Below are 24,597 nucleotides of genomic sequence, written 5' to 3'. Positions count from 1 at the left end.
TGCTCCTAGGCCCGCAAAACCCTCGCCCAATCATCCGGCACCCGCCCAGCAGGCCCCGGCACCGGCTGATCCGCAGGATGACTCACCGGCGCAGTCAACTCGGGCCCCGATTCGTACAACTCGTTCGTCGAGTAGTCCCAGTACCAGCCCTCACCCGGCTCGAAGCTCTGCACCAACGGATGCCCCGACTCCCTGAAATGAGCCGTCGCATGCTTCGCGGGCGAACTGTCACAACACCCCACGTGCCCGCACTGCGCACACCGGCAGGTGGAACCACCACCCCCCGGCCGCATCACACTCCGCGCACCCGCTCCCACTCGGCGGCACACTCGGGTCGATCCCGTTCCCGCCACTCATGCCGACTCCTCCTCCACCGCTGTCAGCGGAAGCAGCACCTGGAACCGTGTGTCCCCGGCTCCGACTCCACCTGAATGCTCCCGTGATGCTTGTTGACCACGATCCGCCAGGAGATGTCGAGCCCGAGCCCGGTCCCCTCACCCACCGGCTTCGTCGTGAAAACGGGTCGAAGATCCGCCCCCGGTCCTGCGCCGGGATACCGACGCCGTGTCCCGGAACTCCACCAGCAGCCGGTCGTGGTCCCGGGCCGTCCGCACGGTCAGTGTCCCTTCCCGCCCGCGCTGTGCATCGCCGAGACCGCGTTGTCGATCAGGTTCGTCCACACCTGGTTGAGTTCCGCCGGGTACGCCGGGATCCTCGGCAGCGTCCGGTCGTAGTCCTTGACGACCTTGATCCGCCGGCCGATCTCAGTTCGTGCACATCGGCGTTCTGGAAGGGTGCCCGGTCGAGCTGGGAGTACTGCTTGGCCGCGTCGACGAGATGCGAGATGCGCGCGGTGGAGTCGTTGATCTCGTCCATCAACAGCTCGGTCTCGACGGTGTAGTTGAGCCACCCGATCGCGCTCGGCAGGAGCTCCTCGTCCACCGCCGCGGCCACCTGGTCCAGCCAGTCCTCGTCGAGACCGGCCTGGACGAAGGCGGGCGCGATCCGCCAGCCGTCCGCGATGCCGTGGTCGTCGAGCCAGCCGGTGAGCGCGTCCTCCCGGTCGGAGGCCTCCAGCGGACTCAGCGTGGGGGCCTTGGCGACGCGCTCGGCGGTGCGTTCCTGGAGGTCGATGAGGTTCGCCATGACCTCGGGGGAGTACGAACCCTGCGCGATGACCGCCAGCTTGTGCCGCATCTTGCCCACCCGCATCTTGCCCACCCGCTCCGCAGCGTCGCGGTCGCCCGTACGGCCGCCGCCGCGGGGTTGTTGAGCTCGTGGGTGAGACCGGCGGACAACGAGCGAGCGCCAGCAGCCGTTCGCGCTGACCGATGGCCCGCTGGGTGTTCTTCGAGCCGAAGAGAGCCCCTCCAGCAGATGCACCGCCATCGGGAACCACTCCTGCATGATGCCCGCGAACGTGTCGGCGGGCAGCACGAAGAACCGCGTCGGCTCGGTGACGCGCATGGAGTTGTTGTAGACCTGCCGCACCCCGGTCGCCCAGATAGGCCTGCATGGACCCCGCGTACACCCCGCGTTGGGAGGTCCGGGTCACCTCCACGTCGTCGCCGCCGACCCGGCGGTACAGCACGACCGTGCCTTCGAGCATCACGTAGAAGCAGGTGGCGGGTTCGCCCTCGGTGTACACGGGGCCGGGCTCGAACCGCTCCACGCGCCCCTCGGCGCACAGCCGTCCCAGCTGCTCGGGGGTCAGCTTCTCGAACAGGAACAGGGAGCCGATCTCCTGCGGGGCGCACGGCATGGGCTGCCCGCTCATGACTGCTCCAGATACCGGTGGACGAGCATCACGGCCATGGCTCCCTCTCCGACGGCGGACGCGACCCGCTTGGCGGACTCGGAGCGGGCGTCGCCCGCCACGAACACGCCCGGCACATTCGTCTCCAGGTGGTACGGCGGCCGGTCCAGCTCCCAGCCCTCGGGCGGGCGGCCGTCGGAGGTCAGGTCGGGCCCGGCGAGGATGAACCCGCGTTCGTCCCGCAGCACCGTGCCGTCCAGCCAGCCGGTCAGCGGGGCCGCGCCGATGAACACGAACACCCACTGCGCGTCGACCTGTTCGGTCTGCCCGCCGTCCACGTCCCGCAGGGTGAGCTGCTCCAGACGGCCGTCGCCGTGCGCGGCCTCGACGACCGTGCGGGTGCGCACCTGGATGTTGGGGGACTCCTCGATCTGCTGGATGAGGTAGTGCGACATCGACGCGGCCAGCGACGCACCGCGCACCAGCAGGGTCACCGACTTGGCGCCCCGGGACAGGTACATCGCAGCCTGCCCGGCGGAGTTGGCGCCGCCGACGATGTACACGTCCTGCCCCTGGCAGGAGGGGGCCTCCGTCAGGGCCGATCCGTAGAACACCCCGCACCCGGTCAGGTCCTCGCAGCCGGGCGCCTCCAACTGGCGGTAGGACACGCCGGTCGCCAGGATCACGCTGTGCGCGGCGATCGCCGAGCCGTCCGAGAACCGTACGATCCGGGCGGCGCCGTTGACCTCCAGTGCCGTCACCTCGCGTGCGGTGAGGATCTCGGCGCCGAACTTCGCCGCCTGCCGCCGCGCCCGGTCGGTGAGCTGGGCTCCCGACACCCGTCGGGGAAGCCCAGTAGTTCTCGATGCGTGAGCTCTGCCGGCCTGCCCGCCGGTCGCCGACCGCTCCACGAGCACCGTCCGCAGCCCCCGGAGGCGCCGTAGACCGCCGCGCCGAGCCCGGCCGGACCGCCGCCGATCACGACCAGGTCGTAGAACTCTGCCGTCGGGGTCGTCGCCAGCCCGACCCGGGCGGCGAGGTCGACGGCCTCCGGCTCGACCAGCGGTGTCCCGTCCGGTGTGATCACCACCGGCAGCCGCATCCCGTCCTCACCGGCCGCGGCCAGCAGCCGCCGTCCCTCCGGCTCGTCGGAGGAGTACCAGCGGTACGGCACCTGGTTGCGGGCCAGGAACTCCCGGACGTCCGAGGAGCGCGCCGACCAGCGGTGCCCGACGACCTTCTGCTGGGCACGGGCCGGTGGTCGCCGGCCCGCCAGGCCCGGAGCAGATCGTCGAGGACCGGGTAGAGCTTCTCCTCGGGCGGGTCCCACGGCTTGAGCAGGTAGTGGTCGAGGTCGACGACGTTGATCGCGTCGATCGCCGCGTTCGTGTCCGCGTACGCCGTCAGCAGCACCCGCCGCGCACCCGGGTAGACGTCCAGGGCCTGTTCGAGGAACTCGATGCCGTTCATCTGCGGCATCCGGTAGTCGGCCAGGATCACGGCCACGAGATCGCCGCGCAGCTTCAGCTCCCGCAGCGCGCCGAGCGCGGACTCGCCGGACTCCGCGCGCACGATCCGGTACGACGCGCCGTACCGCCGCCTCAGATCCCGGGCCACGGCCCGGGAGACCCGGGGTCGTCGTCCACGGTCATGATGACGGTCCGCGCCGCATCGGCGGCCTGTGCCATACGTCCCCACACCGGGCGGTCGACTCACGGCACGGCGCCCCGGGGCACCGCGCCGACCTTGGCCCATCGTATGTTCGATCGCCGTGGCGCGCTCCGATACGGAGATCAGTTCCGGCGGGCCCTCAGCACGCAGAACTCGTTGCCCTCCGGGTCGGCCAGCGTCACCCACGACTGCTCGCCCTGCCGACGTCGGCGTGCCGCGCGCCGAGCGCGAGCAGGCGCGCCACCTCGGCCTCCTGGTCGTCGGGCCGGAAGTCGAGGTGCAGGCGGTTCTTGGCCACCTTGCGCTCCGGCACGGCCACGAAGAGCAGCCCGGGCAGCCGGTCCGGAGCGGGCCGGATCTCGTACTCGTCGGGGTCGTCGTTCACCACCGCCCAGCCCAGCGCCTCGGCCCACCAGCGGCCCAGAGCCGCCGGATCGGCCGCGTCCACCATCAACTGCTGCCACTCCAAGGACATGCGGACAGGGTAGTGAAGACTGAGCAGCACTCAGTGACCGTTACACAAGGAGGCAGCCGGATGACACGCCCGATCACCGCAGGGGTCGACGGATCGCAGGAGAGCCACGCGGCCCTCGGCTGGGCGGCCCGCGAGGCGGTGCGGCGCGCCCGGCCGCTGCGCGTGGTGCACGCCTGGCGGGTCCAGCCGCAGGAGGCACTCGAAGCGGGGATCGCCGGGGACGCGGACAGCCAGGCGGAGTGGGTGCACAGCGCGGTGACCGAGGCCGTCGCGACCGTCACCGAACGGCACCCGGACCTGGAGGTGACCACCGACGTCGTGGAGGGCGCGGTCGTCGACACCCTGGTCGCCGCCGCTGCCGACGCCGAGCTGCTGGTGCTCGGCTCGCGCGGGCACGGACCGATCGTCGGCTTCCTGCTGGGCTCGGTCGGCCAGCAGGTCATCGCCGAGTCCACTCGGCCCGTCGTGCTCGTCCGGGCCGGTGACCAGCCCTCGCCGGAGGCGGCGGGGCGGGAGATCGTCGTGGGCCAGCAGGGCGACCCGCGGGACAGCGCCGACGCGCTCCGGTTCGCGTTCGAGACGGCGGCCGCGCGCGGGGCGACCGTACGGGTCGTACGGGCCTGGACCCTGCCGCCCGTGTTCGCCTACAGCCCCGGCTCGCTGAAGCTCCTCGACGAGGCCGGGGGACTGGAGCCGTACGAGAAGAAGGCGCTGGCCGCCGCGATCCGGCCGTGGCGGGAGCGCTTCCCCGCCGTGCCGGTGGAGGAGCACGTCGAGATGGGCAGCGCCGGCCAGGTGCTGCTGTCGGTGGCCGGGACGGCCCAGCTGATGGTCGTCGGCCGGCGCGCCCACCGCACGGCCGTCGGCGCCCGGATCGGCTCGGTGGCGCACGGCGTGCTGCACCACGCGGACTGCCCGGTGGCCGTGGTCCCCCACACGTGAGGGAGGCTGCGTCTCAGTCCGCCGTCGGCTGAAGCGTCTTGCGGGCCTTGGGGAGGATGTTCTTGATGTAGTCCTCGACCGCCGTCTCGATGCCGATGTCGTGCTGGGCCCGCTCGGACAGGTACCAGCGGTGTTCGAGGAGTTGGTGGTAGATCTCCGCCGGGTCCATGGAGCCGCGCAGTTCGGGCGGCACGGCCCGCACGGTCGGCCGGAACACCTCCCGCACCCAGCGGTGGGCCAGTACCTCCGGGCGGGCGCCGAGGGGGTCGCCCGGGGCGTAGTCGTCCTGGGTCGCCATCCAGCTCTCCAGGTCGTTGAGCAGCCGCCGGGCCTGGTTCTCCTCGGCGTCGAGCCCGGTCAGGCGCAGCAGCTGGCGCTGGTGGTGGCCCGCGTCGACGACCTTGGGCACGAAGGTGACCGTGTCGCCGTTCGAGGCGTGCTCGATCTGCATCTCGGCGACGTCGAAACCGAGGTCGTTCAGGCGGCGGATCCGGCGTTCTATGTAGTGGTGCTTGCCGGCCGGGTAGACGGAGGTGCGGGTCAGTTCGTCCCACAGGCCGCGGTAGCGGGCGCAGATCTCCATGCCGAACTCGACCGGGTCCACGGAGGGGTGCAGCGCCCCGGACGCCTCCAGGTCCAGCAGCTCCCCGCTGATGTTCACGCGGGCGAGGTCCAGGTCGTACTCGCGCTGCCCGGAGCTGAGCTGCGGATGCAGGTCACCGGTCTCGGCGTCCACCAGATACGCGGCGTAGGCGCCGGCGTCGCGCCGGAAGAGGGTGTTGGACAGCGAGCAGTCGCCCCAGGCGAACCCGGCCAGGTGCAGCCGCACCAGCAGCACGGCGAGCGCGTCCATCAGCCGGTGCATGGTGGCCGGGCGCATGGTCGTCTCGAACATCGAGCGGTACGGCATCGAGCCGCCCAGGTGCCGGGTGATCAGCACGCTCTCCAGCGGGGCGCCGTCGGCGTCGGTACGGCCGGTGACCACGGCCAGCGGGTCCACCGCCGGGATGCCGATCCGGTCCAGGTCGCGCAGCAACCCGTACTCGCGCTGCGCGGGCCGCTCGGCCAGCTCCTTGACGGCGATCACCTCGTCGCCGGCCCGGGAGTAGCGCACCACGTGCCGGGAGATACCGCGCGGCAGCGGCACCAGGTACTCCTCCGGCCACTCCTCCAGGGGCAGGTCCCACGGCAGCTCCAGCAAGAGCGCGGGATGCTCCGGGTTGGTCGCGCTGATCTGAAGTGCCATGAGCCGGGTGTCCTTGTCTCGCCGCTGATCGTCACCTCAGATTAGAGGGCGCGCTCCCGGGCCCGGTGTGCGGCGTCCTTCAACGAGCCGCGGTGGACCGGACCGTGCCCGGGCAGCAGCAGCTCGCCCTCCAGCTCCGCGAGGACGTCCAGGGAGGCCACGGCACGCGGGCGCTCGTGGTGGAACATGTCCGGCAGCAGCTGCGGCCCCTCGAACCGCGAGGTGGCGTGCCCGCTGACCAGGGCGTCGCCGGAGACGAGCACGCCGGTGCCCGGCAGGTGGTAGGCGCAGTGCCCGTCGGTGTGGCCCGGCGTGTGCACCGGCACGGGCCGCCCGGGCAGGTCCAGGGCGCCCGTTCCCGGGAACGGCTCGGGGGCCGTGACCGGGTTGTGCGTCGTGCCGCCGGAGCGCAGCGCGTGCACCACCCACGGCAGCACACCCGGCCGCCAGCTGTTCCTCAGCACCGTCCCGACGGACACCTGGTGCAGGAACTCCCGTCGCGCGTGCGGGACTTCGGCCTCGTGCAGGTACACGGGCGTGTCGTACGCGGCGCGCAGGTACTCGGCGGAACCCAGGTGGTCGTTGTGCGCGTGCGTGATCAGCACCGCCGCGACCGCCTCCGGGGAGCTTCCCACCTGCGCGAGCGAGGCGAGGAGCCGCTCGCGGTCACCGGGGTAGCCGGTGTCGACCAGCGTGACGGCGTCCCCCTCCGCGAGGATCACCCAGTTGGTGTGGGAGCCGTGCACCAAGTAGGTGCCGTCCGCGACTTGGTGTACGTCTGCCCGCATGATCGCCCCGCGCTGGTGTGGTCCTGCCCGACGAGAGAAGGAAAGCAGACCCCACGGCGGGGTGGAATGGCCGGGTTCGCCTCAACGGACCCGCGGGGCACGGTCGTTCGGGCTCAGCGCACGCCGTGCGGGCGGAACTGGATGCTGATGCGCGGCTCCGTCGCGCGCGTGCTCTTGGGAACGGAGTGCTCCCAGGTGCGCTGGCAGGAGCCGCCCATCACGATCAGGTCGCCGTGGCCCAGCGGCCGGCGCACCGTGTCGCGACCGCCCCGCATCGGGCGCAGCAGCAGGTCCCTGGGCGCTCCCACCGACAGGATGGCGACCATCGTGTCCTCGCGCGCCCCGCGCCCGATCCGGTCGCCGTGCCAGGCCACGCTGTCCCGGCCGTCGCGGTAGTAGCACAGCCCGGCCGTGGTGAACGGCTCACCCAGCTCCTCGCCGTAGTGGGCGCTCAGCGCGTCGTGCGCCTCGGTCAGGACCGGGTGCGGCAGCGGGTCCTCGGCGCCGTAGAAGGCGAGCAACCGGGGGACGTCGACGACGTGGTCGTACATCGTGCGCCGCTCCGCCCGCCACGGCACCTCGGCGGCCAGCCGTTCGAACAGCGCGTCGGAACCGCTGAGCCACCCGGGCAGGACGTCGAGCCAGGCGCCGAAACCGAGGTGGGTACGGCTGATCCCGTCGAGAGGCCCGAGCCGCAGCTCGTCGGTCTGGTCGAAGAGGGAGCCCTGGAGGTGCATGGATCCAGCGTACCGTGTAATCGAAAGCTTGTTCCATAAGAACCAGGAACCTGAGGCTTTCGATACATCTATGTATCGAATACAGTCATGTATCGAAAGGAGGGCGGGCATGGCCGTGGAGAGAACGACCGGGCGTGTGACCAGGCGACGGGTCCGCACCCGTGCCAACCTCCTGGACGCGGCGTTCTCCGTGTTCGCGGCCAAGGGCTTCGGGCACGTCTCGATCGAGGAGGTCTGCGAGGCCGCCGGCTACAGCAGGGGCGCCTTCTACTCCAACTTCTCCAGCCTCGACGAGCTGTTCTTCGCCCTCTACCGCGAGCGGGCCGACCTGATCGCGGAGCAGGTGTCCGGGGCGCTCGCGCTCGACGGGCCCGGCCTCGACGTGCCGGCCGCCGTGGACCGTGTCACCGACGTGCTGCTCCTCGACCGGGACTGGCTCCTCGTGAAGACGGACTTCCTGGTGCACGCCGCCCGTGACCCGGACGTGGCGCGCAGTCTCCTGGAACATCGCGCGCGGCTGCGGGAGGCGATCGCCGACCGGCTCGCCCGCGCCCGCGGGCACACCGCCCTGCCCGCCGTGCTGGGCGACACGGACGGCGCCGCCCACGCCGTGGTCGCGGCCTACGACGGCGTCACCACCCAACTGCTGCTGGACCGGGATGTCGAGTACGCCCGCGCCTGGCTGAAGCAACTGCTCACGGCCCTGCTGACCGATGGCAGCGGCACCCCCGAACACAGGCGGAACTGAAGAAGGGAACGTCGCCATGGATGCCGACGTCATCGTCGTCGGAGCGGGCCTCGCCGGCCTGGTCGCGGCCCACGAACTGACCACCCGGGGCAGGAGGGTCGCCCTCGTCGACCAGGAGAACGCCGCCAACCTCGGCGGGCAGGCCTTCTGGTCCTTCGGCGGGCTGTTCCTCGTCGACTCGCCGGAGCAGCGGCGGCTGGGCATCAAGGACTCCTTCGACCTCGCCTGGAGCGACTGGCGGGGCAGCGCGGGCTTCGACCGGCTGGAGGACGAGGACTCCTGGGCCGTGCGCTGGGCGCGCGCCTACGTCGAGTTCGCCGCGGGGGAGAAGCGGTCCTGGCTGCACGGGCACGGCATCACGTTCCTGCCCACGGTCGGCTGGGCCGAGCGCGGCGACCTCACCGCGCACGGACACGGCAACACCGTGCCCCGTTTCCACATCGCCTGGGGCACCGGCACCGGTGTGGTGGAACCCTTCGTCCGCTACGCCAAGCAGGCCGCGCGCGACGGCCTGCTCACCTTCCACCACCGCCACCGCGTCGACGAACTGGTCGTCGAGGACGGCAGCGCCCGGGGCGTGCGCGGCACGGTCCTGGCCGAGGACCCCTCACCACGCGGCGTCGCCTCCAACCGCGACGCCATCGGCGAGTTCGAACTCACCGCCCAGGCCGTCGTCGTCACCAGCGGTGGCATCGGCGCCAACCACGACATCGTCCGCCGCCACTGGCCCGAGCGCCTCGGCACCCCGCCGCGGGAGATGGTCACCGGCGTACCGGCCTACGTCGACGGCCGGCTGCTCGACATCAGCGCCGCGGCGGGCGTACGGCTGGTCAACCGGGACCGCATGTGGCACTACACCGAGGGCCTGCAGAACTGGGACCCGATCTGGCCCGGCCACGGCATCCGCATCCTGCCCGGACCGTCCTCGATGTGGTTCGACGCCCTCGGTCGCCGCCTGCCCGGACCGTACCTGCCCGGCTACGACACCCTCGGCACCCTGAAGCACCTGCGCACCACCGAGGACATCGCCGGGTACGACCACTCCTGGTTCATCCTCACGCAGAAGATCATCGAGAAGGAGTTCGCCCTGTCGGGCTCCGAGCAGAACCCCGACATCACCGCCAAGGACCGCGCCGGGTTCCTGAAGGAACGCATCCTCGGCAAGGGCGCGCCCGGGCCGGTCGACGCGTTCCTGCGCAAGGGCGCCGACTTCGTGACCGCCCCCAGTGTCGAACAGCTCGTCGAGAAGATGAACGAGCTCACCGACGAGCCGCTCCTCGACGCGGCCGGGATCAAGCGCCAGATCGAGGCCCGCGACCTCCAGATCGCCAACCCCTACGCCAAGGACGCCCAGGTGCAGGGCATCCGCAACGCCCGCCGCTACATCGGCGACCGCCTCGGCCGGGTCGCCACCCCGCACCGCATCCTCGACCCGGCGGCCGGTCCCCTCATCGGCGTCAAGCTGCACGTCCTCACCCGCAAGACGCTCGGCGGCATCCAGACCGACCTCGACTCCCGCGCCCTCGGGACCGACGGCAAACCGGTGGAGGGGCTGTACGCGGCCGGCGAGGTCGCCGGGTTCGGCGGCGGCGGTGTCCACGGCTACAACGCACTGGAGGGCACCTTCCTCGGCGGCTGCCTCTTCTCGGGACGGGCGGCCGGCCGGGCGGCGGCGAAGCAGACCGCCTGATCATGCCCGGACGGCCCGCCTCCTCAGCTCTGCACGAGGCGGGCCAGCACCGCGGCATGGCTTTTTTCCGGCGTCTTCGACGCTGTCAGCAGCGTCACCTCGCCCTTGCGGGCCAGGTCACGGACGTGGTCGAGGAGTTCGGCCGCCTCGTCGCCGGCGAGCTCCGCCTCGTACCGCCCGGCGAACTCCTCGTACGAGCCCTCGCCCGCGTGGTACCAGCGGCGCAGCTGAGTCGACGGAGTGATCGCCTTCGGCCACTCGTCCACCCGCGCCGCGTCCTTCGCCAGCCCCCGCGGCCACAGCCGGTCGACCAGGACCCGCACCCCGTCCTCCGGCTCGGGCGGATCGTAGACGCGGCGTACGCGAACGCTCATGCTCGGCCCCTTCTGCGACGGACGGGTGTGCCGCGAGCGTAACCCCGGCCGGGTGCCGGCACCCGGCCGCGCCCGACGGCCGATTCCGCTCGCGCCGAGCGGGTACTCCGTCCGCCTGACGGCGTCGAGGGAGGAGGTCACGACATGAGCGCATCGGACGACCTGCCGGTCGTGCGCACACTCGCCGAGCTCACCGAGCTGGTCGAACGGCACCAGGGCCTGTACGTCCGCTGGTCGCGCGGCCCGGCGACCGATCTCCGCGACGTGTCCAGCACCGACGATCTGACGGGCGTGTCCATGCCGGGCCTGTCCGCCAACCCGCTCGACGTGGAGGACTGGTGGGAGGACCGGCCCACCCGGGTGTGGGTGGCCCGTCGCCTGCACGACTACGCCCATCTGCCGCACGAGAAGGGGCCCGGGGTACGGGCCTGGGTGCTCGCGGGCAAGGAGACCTCCCGCGGCCCCGACAACGAACCGCTGGTCACCGACGCCCGGCCGATGTGCTGGATCGACCAGCAGGTGATCGACGAGGCGAAGGCGGAGGTGTCCCGGCAGGAGAACCCCTGGGGGCCGCTGCGTCGCAGCTGAATCCCCCAGGGGGAGTGGGTGAGGCGAAGGCGTCAGCCGGAGCGGCGCCGGGCCGCCGCGCGGCGCTTCAGCGCACGCCGTTCGGTTTCGCTGGTCCCGCCCCACACACCGATGGACTGCCCCGTGTCCAGCGCCCACTGCAGGCACTGCTCCTGGACGGGGCAGCGCCGGCACACCGCCTTGGCCTGTTCCGTCTGCAGCAGGGCCGGGCCGGAGGTGCCGATCGGGAAGAAGAGCTCCGGGTCCTCGTGCCGGCAGGCAGCGTGGTCTCGCCAGTTGTCCATCGAAGTCACCTGCGATCGCAGTAGAAACGTGCCTTTCTGATGCTTACTCCTTTTCGGGTGACCTGTCGATGCGTGGTGAAACAGCGCAGACCCGGCCACCGCTCACCGAGGAACGGGCGCGCCGGGCTGAAGACTTCAGTGGTGAACCAGCCCCGGCCGGCCTCGTGGACGACGGGCGGGGGACATGCTGCCGGACAGCGCGGCGGCCCGGCTGGACGGCGTCCGGGAGCAGGGAGTCACGTCCGCAGTGCCTCCCCGGCGGTCGTCGTCACCGTCTGAGCCACCTGCGCCAGCGCGGGCGAGTCGAGCTTCCACTGCTGCCAGTACAGCGGCACGTCCACCGTCCGGCCCGGGGCGAACCCGACCAGCCGCCCGGTGCGCAGCAGCGGGTCCGCCTGGGTCTCGGGGACCAGGCCCCAGCCCAGTCCGGCGGCCACGGCCTCGACGAAGCCCTCCGAGGTCGGTACGTAGTGCCGCAGCGCGCTCGCGTTGCTCCGCCCCCGGGTGAGCCGGCGCACGAAGCCGTCCTGGAAGTCGTCCCGGCGGTCGAAGGCCACCACGGGCACGTCGAGGAGCACCTGTTCCAGCGGTCCGTCGAGGTGGCGCGCGGCGAAGTCCGGCGCGGCCACGGGGAGGTAGCGCATCCGCCCCAGCGACCGGACGGAACAGCCCGGCACGGGATCCGGCGACGAGGTCACCGCCGCCATCACCACCCCTCCCGCAGCAGCGCCGCCGTGTGGTCCTCGTCCTCGCGGCGCAGTTCGAAGTAGAGCCGCAGCTCCTCCGGCACGCGCGTGAGCACCCGGAGGAACCAGGTGGCCAGCGAGTCCGCGTTCACCGCCACCGACACCCGGGTCGGCTCCCCGGCGCCGCTCAGCCCGAGCTCCGCGTACGCGTCGCGCTCCAGCCGCGCAACCTGCCGGGCCAGCCGCACCAGCACCTCGCCCGACTCGGTCGGCCGCACCGGCTTGGTCCGCAGCAGCAGCACCCGCCCCGTGCGCTGCTCCAGCGCCTTCACCCGCTGGCTGATCGCCGACGGCGTCACATGCAGCGCGGCCGCCGCCGCGTCGAACGTCCCCTCGTCCACGACCGCGAGCAGGGTCCGCACCTGGTCCAGAGGCAGATCAGTCATCACGTGAGCTAACGATACGTAAGAATCTTTAGCTGTACCTGAGCCGGGCCGGTCCGTAGCGTCACAGCCATGACCAGCACCTTCACCGCCGCAGCCGCGGGATTCGGCACCGGCCTGTCCCTCATCGTCGCCATCGGCGCCCAGAACGCCTTCGTCCTGCGCCAGGGGATCCGCCGCGACGCCGTCCTCGCCGTCGTCGGCATCTGCGCCCTGTCCGACGCCGCCCTCATCACGCTCGGGGTCGGCGGGGTCGGCGCGGTGGTGGTGGCCTGGCCGGGCGCGCTGACGGTGATCGGCTGGATCGGCGGCGCGTTCCTGCTGTGCTACGGCGCCCTGGCCGCCCGGCGGGTGTTCAGGCCGGACGGCGGCGCGCTGCGGACGGACGGGGACGCGGCCGGATCGCGCCGCCGGGCCGTGCTCACCTGTCTGGCGCTGACCTGGCTCAACCCGCACGTCTACCTCGACACCGTGTTCCTGCTCGGCTCCGTCGCCGCCGACCACGGCCCGCTGCGCTGGACGTTCGGCCTCGGCGCCGTGCTGGCCAGCCTGTGCTGGTTCGCCGCTCTGGGCTTCGGCGCCCGGATGCTCGGCCGTTTCCTCGCCAAGCCCGCCGCCTGGCGGGTCCTGGACGGCCTGGTCGCCGCCACCATGATCGTGCTCGGCACCGTGCTCATCACCGGAAGCTGAGACCTCGGCTCCTGGGCGCCCGGCGGCTGGTGCGATAGTGATCCCCGGCCGGATAGGTGTAGCGAGCATCCAGGAAGCGGCGAGTGGACACGAGCGAGAGCACGACGGACGGGCAGGATCCGGCGCCGGAGGCCGCCCGGCGGCGCGGCCGGCGGCGCTGGGCCATGGACACCCGCCCCCTGCGCCGCCCCGCCTACCGACGGCTGTGGGTTCGACCATCGTCACGGCCGTCGGCAGCCAGCTCACCGCCGTCGCCGTGCCCAAGCAGATCTACGACATCACCGGCTCCTCGGCGTGGGTCGGCGCCGCGAGCCTGGCCGGCCTGGTGCCGCTGATCGTGTTCGCGCTGTGGGGCGGGGCGATCGCCGACAGCATGGACCGGCGCAAGCTGCTGCTGATCACCAACAGCGGCATCGCCGTCACCTCGCTGCTCTTCTGGCTCCAGGCCTTCACCGGCCTGGAGTCGGTGACTGTGCTCATGGGGCTGCTCGCCGTGCAGCAGGCCTTCTGGGGCCTGAACGCACCGGCCCGCAGCGCCTCCATCGCCCGCCTGGTCCCCGAGGAGGAACTGCCCGCCGCGGGCGCCCTCGGCTCGACCGTGATGCAGACCGGCCAGGTGGCGGGCCCGCTGCTCGCCGGTGCCCTCATCCCCGTCGTCGGACTGCCCGAGCTGTACCTCGTCGACGCGCTGGCCCTGTGCGTGACGGTGTGGGCGGTGTACCGGCTGCCGTCACTGCCGCCCCTGGCCGGCACGACGGTCCGCCGCGCGGGCGTGAAGGAGATCGCCGCCGGCTTCCGCTACATCTCCGGGCACACCGTGCTGCTGCTGTCCTTCCTCGCCGACATCATCGCGATGGTCCTCGGCATGCCCCGGGCCCTGTTCCCGCAGCTCGCCGCCCAGACCTACGCCCCGTACGGCGAGGGCCTGGCGCTGGGGCTGCTGTTCGCGGCGATCCCCATCGGCGCCGTGCTCGGCGGGCTTTTCTCCGGCACCTTCTCGCGGGCCCGCCAGCATGGCTGGATGGTCATCGGGCGGTGGTCGTCTGGGGTGCGGCCATCACGGGCTTCGGGCTGAGCGGCAACCTGTGGGTGGGTGTGGCGTTCCTCGCCGTGGCCGGGGTGGCCGACATGGTGTCGATGGTCTTCCGCGGGGCGATCCTGCTGTCCGCCGCGACCGACGAGATGCGCGGGCGCATGCAGGGCGTCTTCACCGTCGTCGTGGCGGGCGGCCCGCGCCTCGCCGACATGCTGCACGGCACCGCGGGCTCCGCCTTCGGCCCCCGCACCGCCGTCGCGGGCGGCGGGCTGCTGGTCGTCGCCGTGATGCTGGCGCTGGCCGCCGCCGTACCGGCGCTGCGGCGCTACCGCGTCTGACGTCTCACAGGGCGCCGCGCCGGTGCAGGGTGTACTGCTCCATCAGCTTGCCCGGGTCATCTCCAGCCGGTGCGCGAGCACTTCGGCGACGTTCCGCACCAGCGTCAGCCCGAGCTCCGGATCCTCCTCGCACAGTGCCAGCACGGCCCTCGCGTCGAACTCGTAGGCCCGTACGGGGCTGAAGGCCACCGCGCCGAAGTCCCAGGTGTACGGCGGGAACAGCCAGGACCAGCCGAGCAGGTCGCCCGCGCCGAGGCTGGCCACGGTCACCCGCTGGAGGGAGTTCACCTGCTGGTCCAGGGAGACCGCGCCGGAGCGGATCACCCAGAAGCGGTCGGCCGTGCCGCCCGCCTCGAAGATCCGGGCGTCCTCGGGAAGGACACCTCCCGGGCGAGCGCCATCAGGCGCTGTCGCTGGGACGGGGGCAGGGCGGTCAGGAGTTTGATCGCTTTGGTCATGCGGAGCTCCTCGCCGGGCGGTCGACTTCCGGTGCTTTCCCTACGCCCATTTCAGCCGCTGGCGGGGCCCGGGCACCTCGGCGTGCGCAACTTTCCGGGGGCATGAAAAAAGCCCTGGCTGGACGGGGGAGACCAGCCAGGGCCGTAAGCGGTGGTGCGGAGGACGGTGGGTCGACTCCGTCACCACGTATGAATGAACCGTAAACCATCGAGGGGGCGTGCGTGCACCCTGGACCGGGTCGCGTGACCCGTTTCACTTCACTCGGCGTCCCCGGCGAGGACCCGGACCGTCTTCAGTTCCGGATCCGTGGGGTCGGGCAGGTGCATGCCCGCGGCCAGTCCGGTCCGCAGGTACGCGAGCACCGGCTCGGTGAGGCGCTCGCCCGGCAGGACCGCCGGGATGCCGGGGGATACGGCGTGATCATCTCCGCCGCGACCCGTCCGGCCGCCCGCGCCACCGGCATGTCCTCGGCCGGGCCGAAGAACGCGTCGCGGGGCAGCACCGCCTGTTCCATCCGCAGCTCCGCGGGCGAGGGCACTCCACCCGCGGCGCCCGGGGCAGGTCCCGCGCGGCCCGCGCGAGGTCTCGCAGCGCCTCCAGCAACTGCCCGGTCGTCTCCCGGTCGTCGCCGTGGGTGATCTGCGCGCCGATGCGGCGGTGGTCCACCAGATGCGCGTCGATCTGCCGGTGCTCGCGCAGCCAGTCCGCCGCCTGGAAGCCACTGATCCCGAGCCCGCCGAGGTCGATGAGGCCGGGCAGCGGGTCGAGGTCGTCGGACAGGCCCGGGCCGCAGAAGTCGTCCCGGTCGTTGACGTGCAGCCCGTCGATCTCCTCGATGGCGGACCGGACCTCGGCCGCGAACTCCAGCGCGCCGCCCATCAGCTCCTCGCCGTGCAGCGCCATCTGGCGCCGCCAGCCGTCCAGACCGCGAAGATCAGCACCGACGGGCTCGTCGTGCCCAGCAGGTCCGCGCGCATCCCCAGCAGCGCCGGCGGGACCAGATCGCCCTGGAGATGGAAGACCGAGCCCTGCTCCAGCCCGCTGCCCATCTTGTGGATGCTGGTCACGCAGATGTCCGCGCCCGCGTCCATCGCCCAGGACGGCAGATCGGGGTGGAACGGCAGATGCGCGCCCCAGGCCTCGTCCACGATCAGCGGCCGCGAGCGCCGGTGGCACACCTCGGCGACCGCCCGCAGGTCCGCGCAGCCGCCGTACGGCGTGGGGCTCGTGACCAGCGCACCGCGCGCGTCCGGGTGGGCGTCGAAGGCCCGCTCGAAGTCCTCGGCGGACGGGGGATGGGCCAGGTGCCGCTCGGCGTCCCAGCGCGGCTCGACCCAGACCGGCTCGACACCGGAGATGATCAGTCCCGCCACCACCGACTTGTGGGCGTCACGCCCGATCAGCAGCTTCTCGTGCGGCCCGGCGACGGACAGCATCGCGGCCTTCACCGACAGGGAACTGCCGCACGTGCTGAAGAACGTGTGCTCGGCGTGCACCGCGTCGGCCATCAGCTCCTGGGCGCGTTGCAGCACCCGCCCCCGGGTGAGCCGGTCGTCCAGACCGCCCGAGGCCAGCACGTCGCCGAGGAAGACCGCGTCACCGAGGACCTCCCGGACCGCCGGGTCGGCGCCGCGGGCCTGCTTGTGCCCGGGCGGCGTGAACGACAGATGCCCCTTACGCGGTACGCGTCCAGGGCTTCCAGGACCGGTGCTCGGGTGTGGTCGGCTGTCATGCGCACCCGGGTTCCCGGCAGGTGCTCTCACAATCCGCCCGGGCCCGCCGCCGGGCACCGGCCCTCCTGGTCAGCCGTCCGCGGCGTGTTTGCCCGGAGTCAGGATCTCGTCCAGCACCGTGAGCACCGCCTCGTAGGACATCCGCCGCACGGTCGCGTCCCGGGCCCCCTGCGGGTCGGTCGCGCCCAGTTCCTCGCTCCTGCTCCGCCACGTCCGCTCCTCGCGCACCGCACAGGTCCTCGCGCGCTGGATGCGCCGCAGCAGTTCGTCGGAATCCACCACATCGGTCATGCACACCGCGTACCCCGAGGACGCGTGGCGATGGCACCGATTCACGGCCGTCCCGGGCCCCCAGGGGTCTTTTCAGGTTCTTTTTCCGGCAGCGGGGCGGACCGAGGTTTGCAGGTGCGGGGAGAGGTCAGCCGAACTAAGGAGGCTCGCGGCGCTCACGCGGTGCGCGCCCCGATGTCGCGGGCGGTGGAAGGAAACACCGAACAGCGGGTCCGTGAGCCCGAGGCGTGCCCTGGCGGGCGGCCACGGTACGCGGTCCGGACCCGGGTCATGAACTGACCGAGCAGGGAGCTGAAGGATGTGCGAGGAGCACATGATCGAATCTGTATTCGAGCCACCCGGTGCCCACCGGGCCCGGCCGTGCAAACCCGCCGAGGCACGCCGGGCCGTGGCGCGCGCCGTGGCCGAGCGCTGCCGCACCACCCACACCGCGTGTGACGAGGACGCCCTGTCCGACGCGCTGCTCGTCGCCTCGGAGCTGACGACCAACGCGATCCTGCACGGCGGCGGAGTCACCGACTTCCAGGTCGACGTCGACGGCCCCGGCGTACGGGTCTCGGTGAGCGACCGCAGCGACGAACTGCCGGTGACCGCGCCGCCCACCGATCCGCACGGACGGCTGCGGCACGGCGGCCACGGCTGGCCCATCGTCTGCCGGCTCTCCGCGACGTGCGTGTGTCCGACCTGCCCGCCGGCGGCAAGTGCATCACCGCCGTCGTGCCCCTTTCCTGAACGCCCGAGTGAGCGATTCACTCCAGATTGCAGAGCAAAGTGGAGTTTGTTCCACCGGTGGCAGGGCAGACGCAATCTCGTGCTTCGGACCGGAGGCGCGCCAGCGGGAGCGGTATGCATGACTGCCCCGGAGGCCCTCCAGGCGATCCGGGCAGCGACCCTCCCGCGGTAAGTCCCTGAGAACATCGTTGTTCAGGAGCGAATCCGCATGCTCATCGATACGCCCACCAACCGTCCCGGCACGCCCGAAACGACGACCACCGCGACCCGGCGGCGGCACGACGACGCTCCGGACACCGCGGCCCTCTTCGCCCGGCTGGCGGAAATGGAGGAAGGGCCCGAACGGGAAGCCGTCCGCGACGAACTCGTCACGCTCTGGCTGCCCATGGCCCACCGCATCGCCGGCCGCTTCCGTGACCGCGGAGAGTCCATCGAGGACCTCCGGCAGGTGGCCGCCCTGGGGCTGGTCAAGGCCATCGACCGGTTCGACCCGAGCCGGGGAGCCTTCGAGAGCTAACGCCGTCCCCACCATCACCGGCGAGGTCAAGCGGCACTTCCGGGACCGCATGTGGGCCCTGCGGGTCCCCCGCCGCGTGCAGGAACTGCGCAACAAGGTCCGGGTGGCACGCCGTGAACTCACCCAGAACCCGGGCAGCCCCGAGCCCTCCGTGGCGGACATCGCCGCCCACGCCGGCTTGAGCGAGGAAGAGGTCAGTGCCGGGCTCGAGGCCCTGGAGAGCTTCAGCACCCTGTCGCTGGACGCCGAGCTCTCGGCCGACGACGACGGCTACAGCCTCGCGGACACCCTCGGCTCGGCCGACTCGTCCTACGACGTCGTGGTCGACCGCGAGTCCGCCAAGGAAGGCCTGCGCCGCCTGCCGGAACGCGAACGGGCCATCCTCTACATGCGTTTCTTCGAGGACATGACACAAAGCCGCATCGCCGACCACCTGGGCATCTCCCAGATGCACGTCTCCCGCCTCATCAGCCGCAGCTGCGCCCGCGTGCGCGACGAGGTCATGGGGCAGCGGACGGGCACCCGCGGCTCCGGCGGCACCTCCACGACGTCCTGACCACCCGCCCCCCAGGAGTGAGGAACCATGCTGAGACCCCACCCCGCCGTGCTGCGCCGCCTCGTCGACGAGTACGAGGCACTGTCGGCCGCCGTGGCAGCGAGCGAACCGGCCGACCTGAGCACACGGGCACGCGACCTGGCGTACACGTTGTGCGTGTCCACCGGCACCCGGGACGTCGAGCGCGCCCTGGAGGTCGCTCACCAGTGGCTCGCGACCGCACCCGCACCGGCCCGCGAGACCGCCCCGCCGACGATCACCGGGCAGCGCATGCCGACCCCGGAGCCCGCGTGATCCGAGTATGCGCGTGACATGACGGGGAAGGCGCGGCACCACAGGGGCCCGGCCGACGGCGACAGCCGTCGGCCGGGCCTCCTCATGTCTCGTTATGTCTCGCCACCGGGCCGGCGCAGTTCTGAAGGCCGTGCCGAGCAGCGCTGCGGCGGTGGCCGGCACCGGCGTGGGCAACGCCCAGCTCACGGACCGGGCCCGCGGCGGCCTGCGGATCGCGGAGCACACCGGGACGGGCCGGTCCGGGTGGCCCGGGCCAAGGCCCTCGCCACCGCCCCGGAGCACCCGTACGCCCTCGGCCGCGCCGGCCGGGGATCGAGATTCCGGCGGTCCGGAAACCTTACGCGGCAGACCCCGCCGTCACCCCGCCGTGACCGGAATTCCCTGGTCCGGCCGCCGGGCCGGGTGTGGGGTGGCCCGGCCGGGGCATCCGGAGGGCCGGGAGGTCGACATGAACACGAGTGCGATGGCACAAGGCGGTCGGATCCGGGCCCGGCGAGCGGCGCGGGGTTCGGTGATCGAGGGGGCGGCACGGGCGGGCCTGGCCGCCCGGGGTGTGATCTATCTGCTCGTCGGGGCCCTGGCGCTGCAGATCGCCTTCGGCGACAGGGGCGAGCAGGCCGACCGCGGGGGAGCCCTGGCAGAACTGTCGCAGAAGCCGTTCGGCGCGGTGCTGCTGTGGGCGCTGGGCATCGGTCTCGTCGGCATGGCCCTGTGGCGGCTGTCCGAGATGCTGTTCGGCTCGGTCGGACAGGACGGCCGCAGCGCACGCAAGCGGCTGCTGGCGACGGCCCGCTTCGCGTTCTACGTCTTCGTCGCCTACTCCGTGCTGTCGTTCGCCGCGAACCGCGGCCAGAGCGGCGGCGGCTCCAGCGACCGGCAGTCCCAGGACGCCACCGCCAGGGCACTGGAGATACCCGCGGGCCAGTGGCTGGTCGGCGCGGCCGGCCTCGCGATCGTCGCGGCCGGCGGGTGGATCGGCGTACGGGCGGTGCTCCGCAAGTACCACGACAAGCTCCGGCTCGGTCGGATGAGCCCTCGGACAAGGCGGCTGGTGGACGTCACCGGCGTGGCCGGCGGCGCCGCCCGCGGGCTGGTGTTCGCCGTGGCCGGCGTCTTCGCCGTCCGCGCCGCGCTCGACTACGAACCCGACCGGGCCAAGGGCCTGGACGACACCCTGCGCAGCTTCGCCGACACCCCCTCGGCCCCTGGCTGCTGGTCTGCGTCGCGGCCGGGCTGGTGCTGTTCGGGGTGTTCTCCTTCGCCATGGCCCGCTGGCGCCGCGTCTGAGCCGCGTCATGTGGGGAACACGAAGCGAATGAGCGATTCCGAGATTCCGCATGGCGACGGCCGGCCCGTGGACGTGTACCTGGACCTCCTGCGCATCCGGATGGACACGGAGGACTACCGCCTCCTGATGCGCGTGGTGGAACCGGTCCTCGAGGCGATCGACGAGGAGCGCCTGTCCAGCCTCGACTTCGCACTCGACTCAGGGGCGGGCGACGAACTGCCCCAGGAGGTCCGTGACGAGGTGGCCCTCGTCATCGCCACCGCCGTCACCGGCCGCCTGGACAACGAAGTGATAGAGCTCGACGTCGACGAGACCGGCCCGGTCAGGATCGTCACGGACGCGTCCACCGCGTCCGACCCGGTCCGCCTCGGCGAGATCGCCGACTACATCAAGGAACGGCACCGGCAGACGGAGGAGCTGCGGGGCATCGCCGAGGTGAGCGGACTGCCCACCGACTTCTGAGCGGCCCGGCCCTCAGGCGCGGGGCTCCGCCATCGGCACGCCCAGCGGCCGCGCGAGACCCACCACGGCCTCGTCCAGCCGCTCCAGATGCCGCAGCACGCGGTCGGTGATCCGGCCGTAGCGCGGTGTGCCGGCGTCGGACCCCAGCAGCGAGGCGATGCTCGGCCCGGTCTCGACCCGTGCGGCGGCGTGCTCGTCCGCGACCCGGGCCGCGATGGTCCCGATGTTGCGCACGGTGCGCCCCGCGGCCCCGCGCAGCCGGGGGTCCGCCGCGATCGAGGGATGCGTGGGCAGCAACTCGGCGGTGGCCGCCAGCGTCCGCGCGTGGTAGGCGCACGTCTCCAGCAGCGCCACCACGTACCGGGCCGTGTGACGCCGGGCCCGCAGCGGCGTGACCGGATGGATCAGCGGCTGCGTGGCGGCCCGCAGGTCGGCCAGCGCCTGGTCCAGGTCGCGCGCCTTGTCCAGCAGCTCGTCCGCCGGCCCGCCGCTCAGCTGGCCGACCGCGGCCTCGGTGACCTCGGCCAGCCGGTCCAGCACGGTGCCGAGCAGCTCGTTCGTACGGCGGTCGGTCCGCACCGGCAGCACCAGGGCCGCCGCGATCACCCCGCAGGCCGCACCGAGCGCCGTCTCCTCCACCCGCAGCAGGAGCACGTCGAGGCTGTAGGTGTGCAGCAGCGTGTACAGCAGCCCCAGCATCGCGGTCACGAAGAACGACATCAGCGTGTACGACAGCGGCGCCACGTAGAACATCGCGAAGATCAGCACCAGGACCAGGCCGAACGCCGTCCAGGTGTGCTGCCCGACCAGACCCGCCAGGACGATGCCCGCCACCACGCCGAACACCGTGCCCAGCAGCCGGCGGTAGCCCTTGACGAGGATCTCGCCCGTCGAGGCCGTGTTCAGGAAAACGATCCAGCACGTCAGCACCGCCCAGTACCAGCGCTGCGTGGACAGCAGCTCACCGCCCACGATCGCCAGCGTCGAGCCGACGGCGACCTGCACGGCCGCGCGCGTGGTGGGCCGCCGCAGCCCCGTCTCCTGCTCCTGTGCCGGCTCCTCGCCGCCGTCGATCGCGGCGTCCTCCGCGTCCAGTTCCTCGCGGGAGCGGGCCGTCGCGGGGGTGTCGTCGGACTCGTCCTGCGGGCCGTCCAGTGCGATCCGCAGCCCCAGCACCGAGCGGGCGGCCTCGCCGATGCCTCGGAACACGTCCTGGACGGCGGCGGGCGCGGGCGGCAGGTTCTCCTCGTCCCGGTAGCCGAGGAGCCGGTTGCGCACATGGGCCAGGCCGGTCCCCGCGTCGCCGCTGCCGGCCCGCAGCACCAGGGCGCGCAGCGCCTGGAGATCACGGCGGAGCGTGGCGGTGGCTTCGTCCGGCACGGCCGGCTGCCCCACCGACGGCGCGGGAGCGCCCGGCAGATGCAGGGTGAGCGTGTCGGCCCGCTCGGCGCTGCGGAAGGTCAGCAGCAGCAGGCCGAGCCGCTCGGCGGCGATCTCGGCGTCCGCGATGCGGCGCTGCACGAGACGGGCCGCCGACTCGTCCGGGGTGCCCTCCTCCAGCTGCGCCTGGATCATCATCGCCGTCTCGTGCAGCCGCGCCGTGCCCTCGCGCACGGCCTCCAGGGCCTTGTCCATCTCGTCCGGGCCGGCGTCGAGAAGGTCGAGCTGCGCGGACACCAGCTGGGCCAGCCGGGCGCGGAAGGCCAGGCGCAGCCGCAGCAGGACGCCCGTGGGGGGCGCGGGCACGACCGCGAAGCGCAGCAGGGCACTGGAGCAGAACGCCACGGCGATGGCACCGCACAGCGTGGGCAGCGAGGAGACCTCGGCGCCGACGAACAGGGACAGGAAGTAGATCTGGAAGCCGATCAGCCCGAGCGCGGTGCCGCGGTCGCCGAACCGGCGGCCGTAGACCGCGCAGAAGATCAGGACGACGAAGAAGACGTCACCGACGTACAGGCGCGCGTTGAGCACCGCGCCCAGCGTCACGGAGACCAGCGCCACCGGAAGGCCCAGCGCCAGCGTCACGGCCTGGGCACCGAGCTGCTTCTCCCGGATGGCGAAGGTGGCGACCATCGCCGCCATGGCCCCCGCCACCAGGAGGTGCACATCGGCCCCGAGCAGGGCGAGCACGGCCAGGGTGAGGGCGATGGCGCCGACCGTCCGCAACCCGGCCGTCAGACGCAGCAGCCCCGGGTCGGACGCCGCGATCCGGTCCCGCAGCCGTGCCCGCACCGACCGTCCCGCTGCCCTCACGCCGCCGCACTCTCTCCCGACTCACACCAAGATCCGCACCTCAGCATGACATGCCACGAGCGGAAGGCCCCCTCCGGCCCGGTCCTACTCCTGCCGGGCGGTTCCCTCGACGTGTGCCCGCACCTGCTCCGGTGTCAGATAGGCGTCGGTGTACTCGAAGTCCTTCAGCCTGGCGGCCTTGCGGGCCTGGAACCCGGTCCGCACGAAGTCGTCGCCGGCGACCGCGTTGAGGAGCCAGTTCGTCATCACCCGGGTCTTGGCGACGTTGGTGCGCAGCGCCGACCAGTGGTAGCCGCGTGCGACGGCCTGGGCGGGCAGGCCGCGCAGTTCGATGCCCAGCGGCTTGGAGACCGCGTCGGTGCCGCCGAGGTCGACGACGAGTCCGAGGTCCTTGTGGACGTACGGCTTCCTGGCCTGGCCCCGCAGCGTCGCGATGACGTTGTCCGCGACGTGCTTGCCCTGCCGCAGGGCGTGCTGCGCGGTGGGCGGGCACATGGCGCTGTCGTCGCCCTTGGCCAGGTCGGGCACGGCGGCCGAGTCGCCGAGCGCGAACACCCCGTCGTTGCCGGGCAGGTTCATCTCGGGGGCGACCGCGAGCCGCCCCTTGACGGTCTCCGCGCCCAGCGTGGCGATGAGGGGACTGGCGACCACCCCGGCCGTCCAGATGAGCGTGCGGGTCGGGATCACCCGCCCGTCGGTGAAGGTGACCTCCTCCGGGCCCGCCTTCGCGATGGAGACGCCGAGGGAGATCTCGATGCCCCGCCGGCGCAGGATCTCCTGCGCGCTGCTGCCGAGCTTCTCGCCGAGCTCCGGCATCAGCTTCGGCGCGATGTCGATCAGATGCCACTTGATCAGGCCCGGGTCCAGCCGCGGGTAGCGCTTGACGGCCGCGTGCGTCAGCCGCTGGAGGCACGCCGCGGTCTCGGTGCCCGCGTAGCCGCCGCCGACCACCACGAACTGGAGCCGCGAGGCCCGCTCGTCCGGATCCTGGCTCGCGTCGGCCAGGTCCAGCTGCGAGATGACGTGGTCACGGATGTACGCCGCCTCGGCGAGCGTCTTCATCCCGAACGCGTGGTCCGTCAGCCCCGGGATGTCGAAGGTGCGGGTGATGCTGCCGGGGGCCAGCACGATGTAGTCGTACGGCTCGTTGACGATCTGGTCGGTGATCGTGCGGATGACGCAGACCTTGGACTTCAGATCGACGCCGATGGCCCCGCCCGGAATGATCCGCGTGCGGTACTTCTTGCTGCGGCGCAGTGAGACGGCGATCGACTGCGGCGTCAGCACACCGGAGGCGACCTGGGGGAGCAGCGGCAGGTAGAGCTGGTAGGCGAACGGCGTCACCAGCGTGACGTCGGCCTCGTCCGGGGAGAGTTTCCGTTCCAGACGGCGGACGCACTCCACGCCGGCGAAGCCTGCGCCAACCACCAGGATCCTGGGTCGTGTCACGGTGTTCATCCCTTTCTGCGGCTCCAGGCGGTCTGCCTCGAACGCCTATCGACTGCCCATGGATCGCTGGT

Annotated in this window: 17 protein-coding genes and 10 pseudogenes; 11 read left to right on the top strand and 16 right to left on the bottom strand. The window is 72.2% G+C overall.

All coding sequences use genetic code 11. From position 1 onward, the window contains the following. Positions 1 to 5: 5 nt before the first annotated feature. The 5 genes and pseudogenes from PV963_RS01050 to PV963_RS01035 all read right to left on the bottom strand — a co-directional run bounded on the left by PV963_RS01050 (position 6) and on the right by PV963_RS01035 (position 3,902). Positions 6 to 357 (bottom strand): annotated as a pseudogene (locus PV963_RS01050) (UBP-type zinc finger domain-containing protein). Continuing rightward, positions 354 to 1,777: pseudogene (locus tag PV963_RS01045) on the bottom strand (ATP-binding protein). Before PV963_RS01045 ends, PV963_RS01050 begins: the two co-directional pseudogenes overlap by 4 nt. Further along, positions 1,774 to 2,682 (bottom strand): NAD(P)/FAD-dependent oxidoreductase, encoded by a 909-nt coding sequence (locus tag PV963_RS43820; RefSeq protein WP_425541007.1) that lies wholly within the window; start codon positions 2,680 to 2,682, stop codon positions 1,774 to 1,776. Before PV963_RS43820 ends, PV963_RS01045 begins: the two are co-directional and overlap by 4 nt. A gap of 157 nt (positions 2,683 to 2,839) precedes the next feature. Next, positions 2,840 to 3,373 carry a response regulator gene (locus tag PV963_RS43815; protein WP_425540859.1) on the bottom strand — a complete coding sequence of 178 codons (534 nt, stop codon included), beginning with the start codon at positions 3,371 to 3,373 and terminating at the stop codon, positions 2,840 to 2,842. A gap of 176 nt (positions 3,374 to 3,549) precedes the next feature. After that, positions 3,550 to 3,902, bottom strand: a pseudogene (locus PV963_RS01035) (VOC family protein). A 60-nt stretch (positions 3,903 to 3,962) separates the two neighbouring features. Here PV963_RS01035 and PV963_RS01030 point away from each other — a divergent pair. After that, positions 3,963 to 4,844: a universal stress protein gene (locus PV963_RS01030; protein WP_274813743.1), complete on the top strand. Its 882-nt coding sequence runs from the start codon at positions 3,963 to 3,965 to the stop codon at positions 4,842 to 4,844. Positions 4,845 to 4,857: 13 nt separating this feature from the next. On the opposite strand, the gene PV963_RS01025 is transcribed toward PV963_RS01030, so the two are convergent. From PV963_RS01025 to PV963_RS01015, 3 genes are all read right to left on the bottom strand, one after another. Next, the gene (locus PV963_RS01025) at positions 4,858 to 6,090 is read right to left on the bottom strand and encodes a DUF4032 domain-containing protein (RefSeq protein WP_274813741.1); all 1,233 of its coding nucleotides are present in this window, start codon (positions 6,088 to 6,090) and stop codon (positions 4,858 to 4,860) included. A gap of 41 nt (positions 6,091 to 6,131) precedes the next feature. Next, the gene (locus PV963_RS01020) at positions 6,132 to 6,878 is read right to left on the bottom strand and encodes an MBL fold metallo-hydrolase (protein ID WP_274813739.1); all 747 of its coding nucleotides are present in this window, start codon (positions 6,876 to 6,878) and stop codon (positions 6,132 to 6,134) included. A gap of 113 nt (positions 6,879 to 6,991) precedes the next feature. After that, positions 6,992 to 7,615 carry an alpha-ketoglutarate-dependent dioxygenase AlkB gene (locus PV963_RS01015; RefSeq protein WP_274813737.1) on the bottom strand — a complete coding sequence of 208 codons (624 nt, stop codon included), beginning with the start codon at positions 7,613 to 7,615 and terminating at the stop codon, positions 6,992 to 6,994. Positions 7,616 to 7,724: 109 nt separating this feature from the next. Here PV963_RS01015 and PV963_RS01010 point away from each other — a divergent pair, with 109 nt between their 5' ends. Next, on the top strand, positions 7,725 to 8,363 hold the full coding sequence (locus PV963_RS01010; RefSeq protein ID WP_274813736.1) for a TetR/AcrR family transcriptional regulator: 639 nt from the start codon (positions 7,725 to 7,727) through the stop codon (positions 8,361 to 8,363). Positions 8,364 to 8,379: 16 nt separating this feature from the next. Then, positions 8,380 to 10,053, top strand: coding sequence for an FAD-binding dehydrogenase (locus PV963_RS01005; protein WP_274813735.1), 1,674 nt, complete (start codon positions 8,380 to 8,382; stop codon positions 10,051 to 10,053). Positions 10,054 to 10,076: 23 nt separating this feature from the next. On the opposite strand, the gene PV963_RS01000 is transcribed toward PV963_RS01005, so the two are convergent. Continuing rightward, positions 10,077 to 10,427, bottom strand: coding sequence for a DUF488 domain-containing protein (locus PV963_RS01000; RefSeq protein ID WP_274813734.1), 351 nt, complete (start codon positions 10,425 to 10,427; stop codon positions 10,077 to 10,079). 144 nt (positions 10,428 to 10,571) lie between these two features. Between PV963_RS01000 and PV963_RS00995 the strand changes: the two genes are divergently transcribed. Further along, positions 10,572 to 11,015 (top strand): DUF6098 family protein, encoded by a 444-nt coding sequence (locus PV963_RS00995; protein WP_274813733.1) that lies wholly within the window; start codon positions 10,572 to 10,574, stop codon positions 11,013 to 11,015. A 32-nt stretch (positions 11,016 to 11,047) separates the two neighbouring features. Here PV963_RS00995 and PV963_RS00990 read toward each other — a convergent pair whose 3' ends face one another. After that, complete coding sequence (locus PV963_RS00990; RefSeq protein ID WP_010033226.1) at positions 11,048 to 11,299, bottom strand: WhiB family transcriptional regulator; 252 nt, start codon at positions 11,297 to 11,299, stop codon at positions 11,048 to 11,050. A 236-nt stretch (positions 11,300 to 11,535) separates the two neighbouring features. Continuing rightward, positions 11,536 to 12,431, bottom strand: a pseudogene (locus PV963_RS00985) (LysR family transcriptional regulator ArgP). Positions 12,432 to 12,500: 69 nt separating this feature from the next. On the opposite strand from PV963_RS00985, the gene PV963_RS00980 reads away from it, so the two are divergent. Both PV963_RS00980 and PV963_RS00975 read left to right on the top strand, forming a co-directional pair. Continuing rightward, the gene (locus tag PV963_RS00980) at positions 12,501 to 13,118 is read left to right on the top strand and encodes a LysE/ArgO family amino acid transporter (RefSeq protein WP_274813730.1); all 618 of its coding nucleotides are present in this window, start codon (positions 12,501 to 12,503) and stop codon (positions 13,116 to 13,118) included. Between the two features lie 83 nt (positions 13,119 to 13,201). Then, positions 13,202 to 14,492: pseudogene (locus PV963_RS00975) on the top strand (MFS transporter). A 4-nt stretch (positions 14,493 to 14,496) separates the two neighbouring features. Here PV963_RS00975 and PV963_RS00970 read toward each other — a convergent pair. The 3 genes and pseudogenes from PV963_RS00970 to PV963_RS00960 form a co-directional block, all read right to left on the bottom strand. After that, positions 14,497 to 14,950: pseudogene (locus PV963_RS00970) on the bottom strand (cyclic nucleotide-binding domain-containing protein). Positions 14,951 to 15,208: 258 nt separating this feature from the next. Beyond that, positions 15,209 to 16,683 (bottom strand): annotated as a pseudogene (locus PV963_RS00965) (aminotransferase class I/II-fold pyridoxal phosphate-dependent enzyme). Positions 16,684 to 16,753: 70 nt separating this feature from the next. Beyond that, complete coding sequence (locus tag PV963_RS00960) at positions 16,754 to 16,975, bottom strand: hypothetical protein (protein ID WP_274813729.1); 222 nt, start codon at positions 16,973 to 16,975, stop codon at positions 16,754 to 16,756. Between the two features lie 298 nt (positions 16,976 to 17,273). Here PV963_RS00960 and PV963_RS00955 point away from each other — a divergent pair. From PV963_RS00955 to PV963_RS00935, 5 genes and pseudogenes are all read left to right on the top strand, one after another. Continuing rightward, a pseudogene (locus PV963_RS00955) lies at positions 17,274 to 17,707 on the top strand (ATP-binding protein). A 208-nt stretch (positions 17,708 to 17,915) separates the two neighbouring features. Continuing rightward, positions 17,916 to 18,780 (top strand): annotated as a pseudogene (locus PV963_RS00950) (SigB/SigF/SigG family RNA polymerase sigma factor). A gap of 27 nt (positions 18,781 to 18,807) precedes the next feature. Next, positions 18,808 to 19,074 carry a DUF5133 domain-containing protein gene (locus tag PV963_RS00945; RefSeq protein ID WP_274813727.1) on the top strand — a complete coding sequence of 89 codons (267 nt, stop codon included), beginning with the start codon at positions 18,808 to 18,810 and terminating at the stop codon, positions 19,072 to 19,074. A gap of 448 nt (positions 19,075 to 19,522) precedes the next feature. Next, positions 19,523 to 20,361, top strand: a pseudogene (locus PV963_RS00940) (DUF1206 domain-containing protein). Positions 20,362 to 20,389: 28 nt separating this feature from the next. Next, positions 20,390 to 20,824, top strand: a complete 435-nt coding sequence (locus PV963_RS00935; protein WP_274813720.1) for a hypothetical protein — start codon at positions 20,390 to 20,392, stop codon at positions 20,822 to 20,824. A gap of 12 nt (positions 20,825 to 20,836) precedes the next feature. Here PV963_RS00935 and PV963_RS00930 read toward each other — a convergent pair whose 3' ends face one another. Both PV963_RS00930 and PV963_RS00925 read right to left on the bottom strand, forming a co-directional pair. Further along, entirely contained in the window at positions 20,837 to 23,077 is a 2,241-nt protein-coding gene (locus tag PV963_RS00930) for an FUSC family protein (protein ID WP_274813719.1), read from the bottom strand. 84 nt (positions 23,078 to 23,161) lie between these two features. Further along, the gene (locus PV963_RS00925) at positions 23,162 to 24,535 is read right to left on the bottom strand and encodes an NAD(P)/FAD-dependent oxidoreductase (RefSeq protein WP_274813718.1); all 1,374 of its coding nucleotides are present in this window, start codon (positions 24,533 to 24,535) and stop codon (positions 23,162 to 23,164) included. Positions 24,536 to 24,597: the final 62 nt, after the last annotated feature.

The organism is Streptomyces coeruleorubidus (genome assembly GCF_028885415.1).
Classification (GTDB): Bacteria; Actinomycetota; Actinomycetes; order Streptomycetales; family Streptomycetaceae; genus Streptomyces; species Streptomyces coeruleorubidus_A.
This window is presented reverse-complemented; position numbering and strand designations above follow the sequence as displayed.

Coding starts and splice junctions, on each gene's coding strand:
- PV963_RS01005 (WP_274813735.1), top strand. CDS start 8,380: ATGGATGCCGACGTCATCGTCGTCGGAGCGGGCCTCGCCGGCCTGGTC.
- PV963_RS00990 (WP_010033226.1), bottom strand. CDS start 11,299: ATGGACAACTGGCGAGACCACGCTGCCTGCCGGCACGAGGACCCGGAG.
- PV963_RS01030 (WP_274813743.1), top strand. CDS start 3,963: ATGACACGCCCGATCACCGCAGGGGTCGACGGATCGCAGGAGAGCCAC.
- PV963_RS01000 (WP_274813734.1), bottom strand. CDS start 10,427: ATGAGCGTTCGCGTACGCCGCGTCTACGATCCGCCCGAGCCGGAGGAC.
- PV963_RS00945 (WP_274813727.1), top strand. CDS start 18,808: ATGCTGAGACCCCACCCCGCCGTGCTGCGCCGCCTCGTCGACGAGTAC.
- PV963_RS00980 (WP_274813730.1), top strand. CDS start 12,501: ATGACCAGCACCTTCACCGCCGCAGCCGCGGGATTCGGCACCGGCCTG.
- PV963_RS00960 (WP_274813729.1), bottom strand. CDS start 16,975: ATGACCGATGTGGTGGATTCCGACGAACTGCTGCGGCGCATCCAGCGC.
- PV963_RS01015 (WP_274813737.1), bottom strand. CDS start 7,615: ATGCACCTCCAGGGCTCCCTCTTCGACCAGACCGACGAGCTGCGGCTC.
- PV963_RS00925 (WP_274813718.1), bottom strand. CDS start 24,535: ATGAACACCGTGACACGACCCAGGATCCTGGTGGTTGGCGCAGGCTTC.
- PV963_RS01025 (WP_274813741.1), bottom strand. CDS start 6,090: ATGGCACTTCAGATCAGCGCGACCAACCCGGAGCATCCCGCGCTCTTG.
- PV963_RS00995 (WP_274813733.1), top strand. CDS start 10,572: ATGAGCGCATCGGACGACCTGCCGGTCGTGCGCACACTCGCCGAGCTC.
- PV963_RS01010 (WP_274813736.1), top strand. CDS start 7,725: ATGGCCGTGGAGAGAACGACCGGGCGTGTGACCAGGCGACGGGTCCGC.
- PV963_RS01020 (WP_274813739.1), bottom strand. CDS start 6,878: ATGCGGGCAGACGTACACCAAGTCGCGGACGGCACCTACTTGGTGCAC.
- PV963_RS00935 (WP_274813720.1), top strand. CDS start 20,390: ATGAGCGATTCCGAGATTCCGCATGGCGACGGCCGGCCCGTGGACGTG.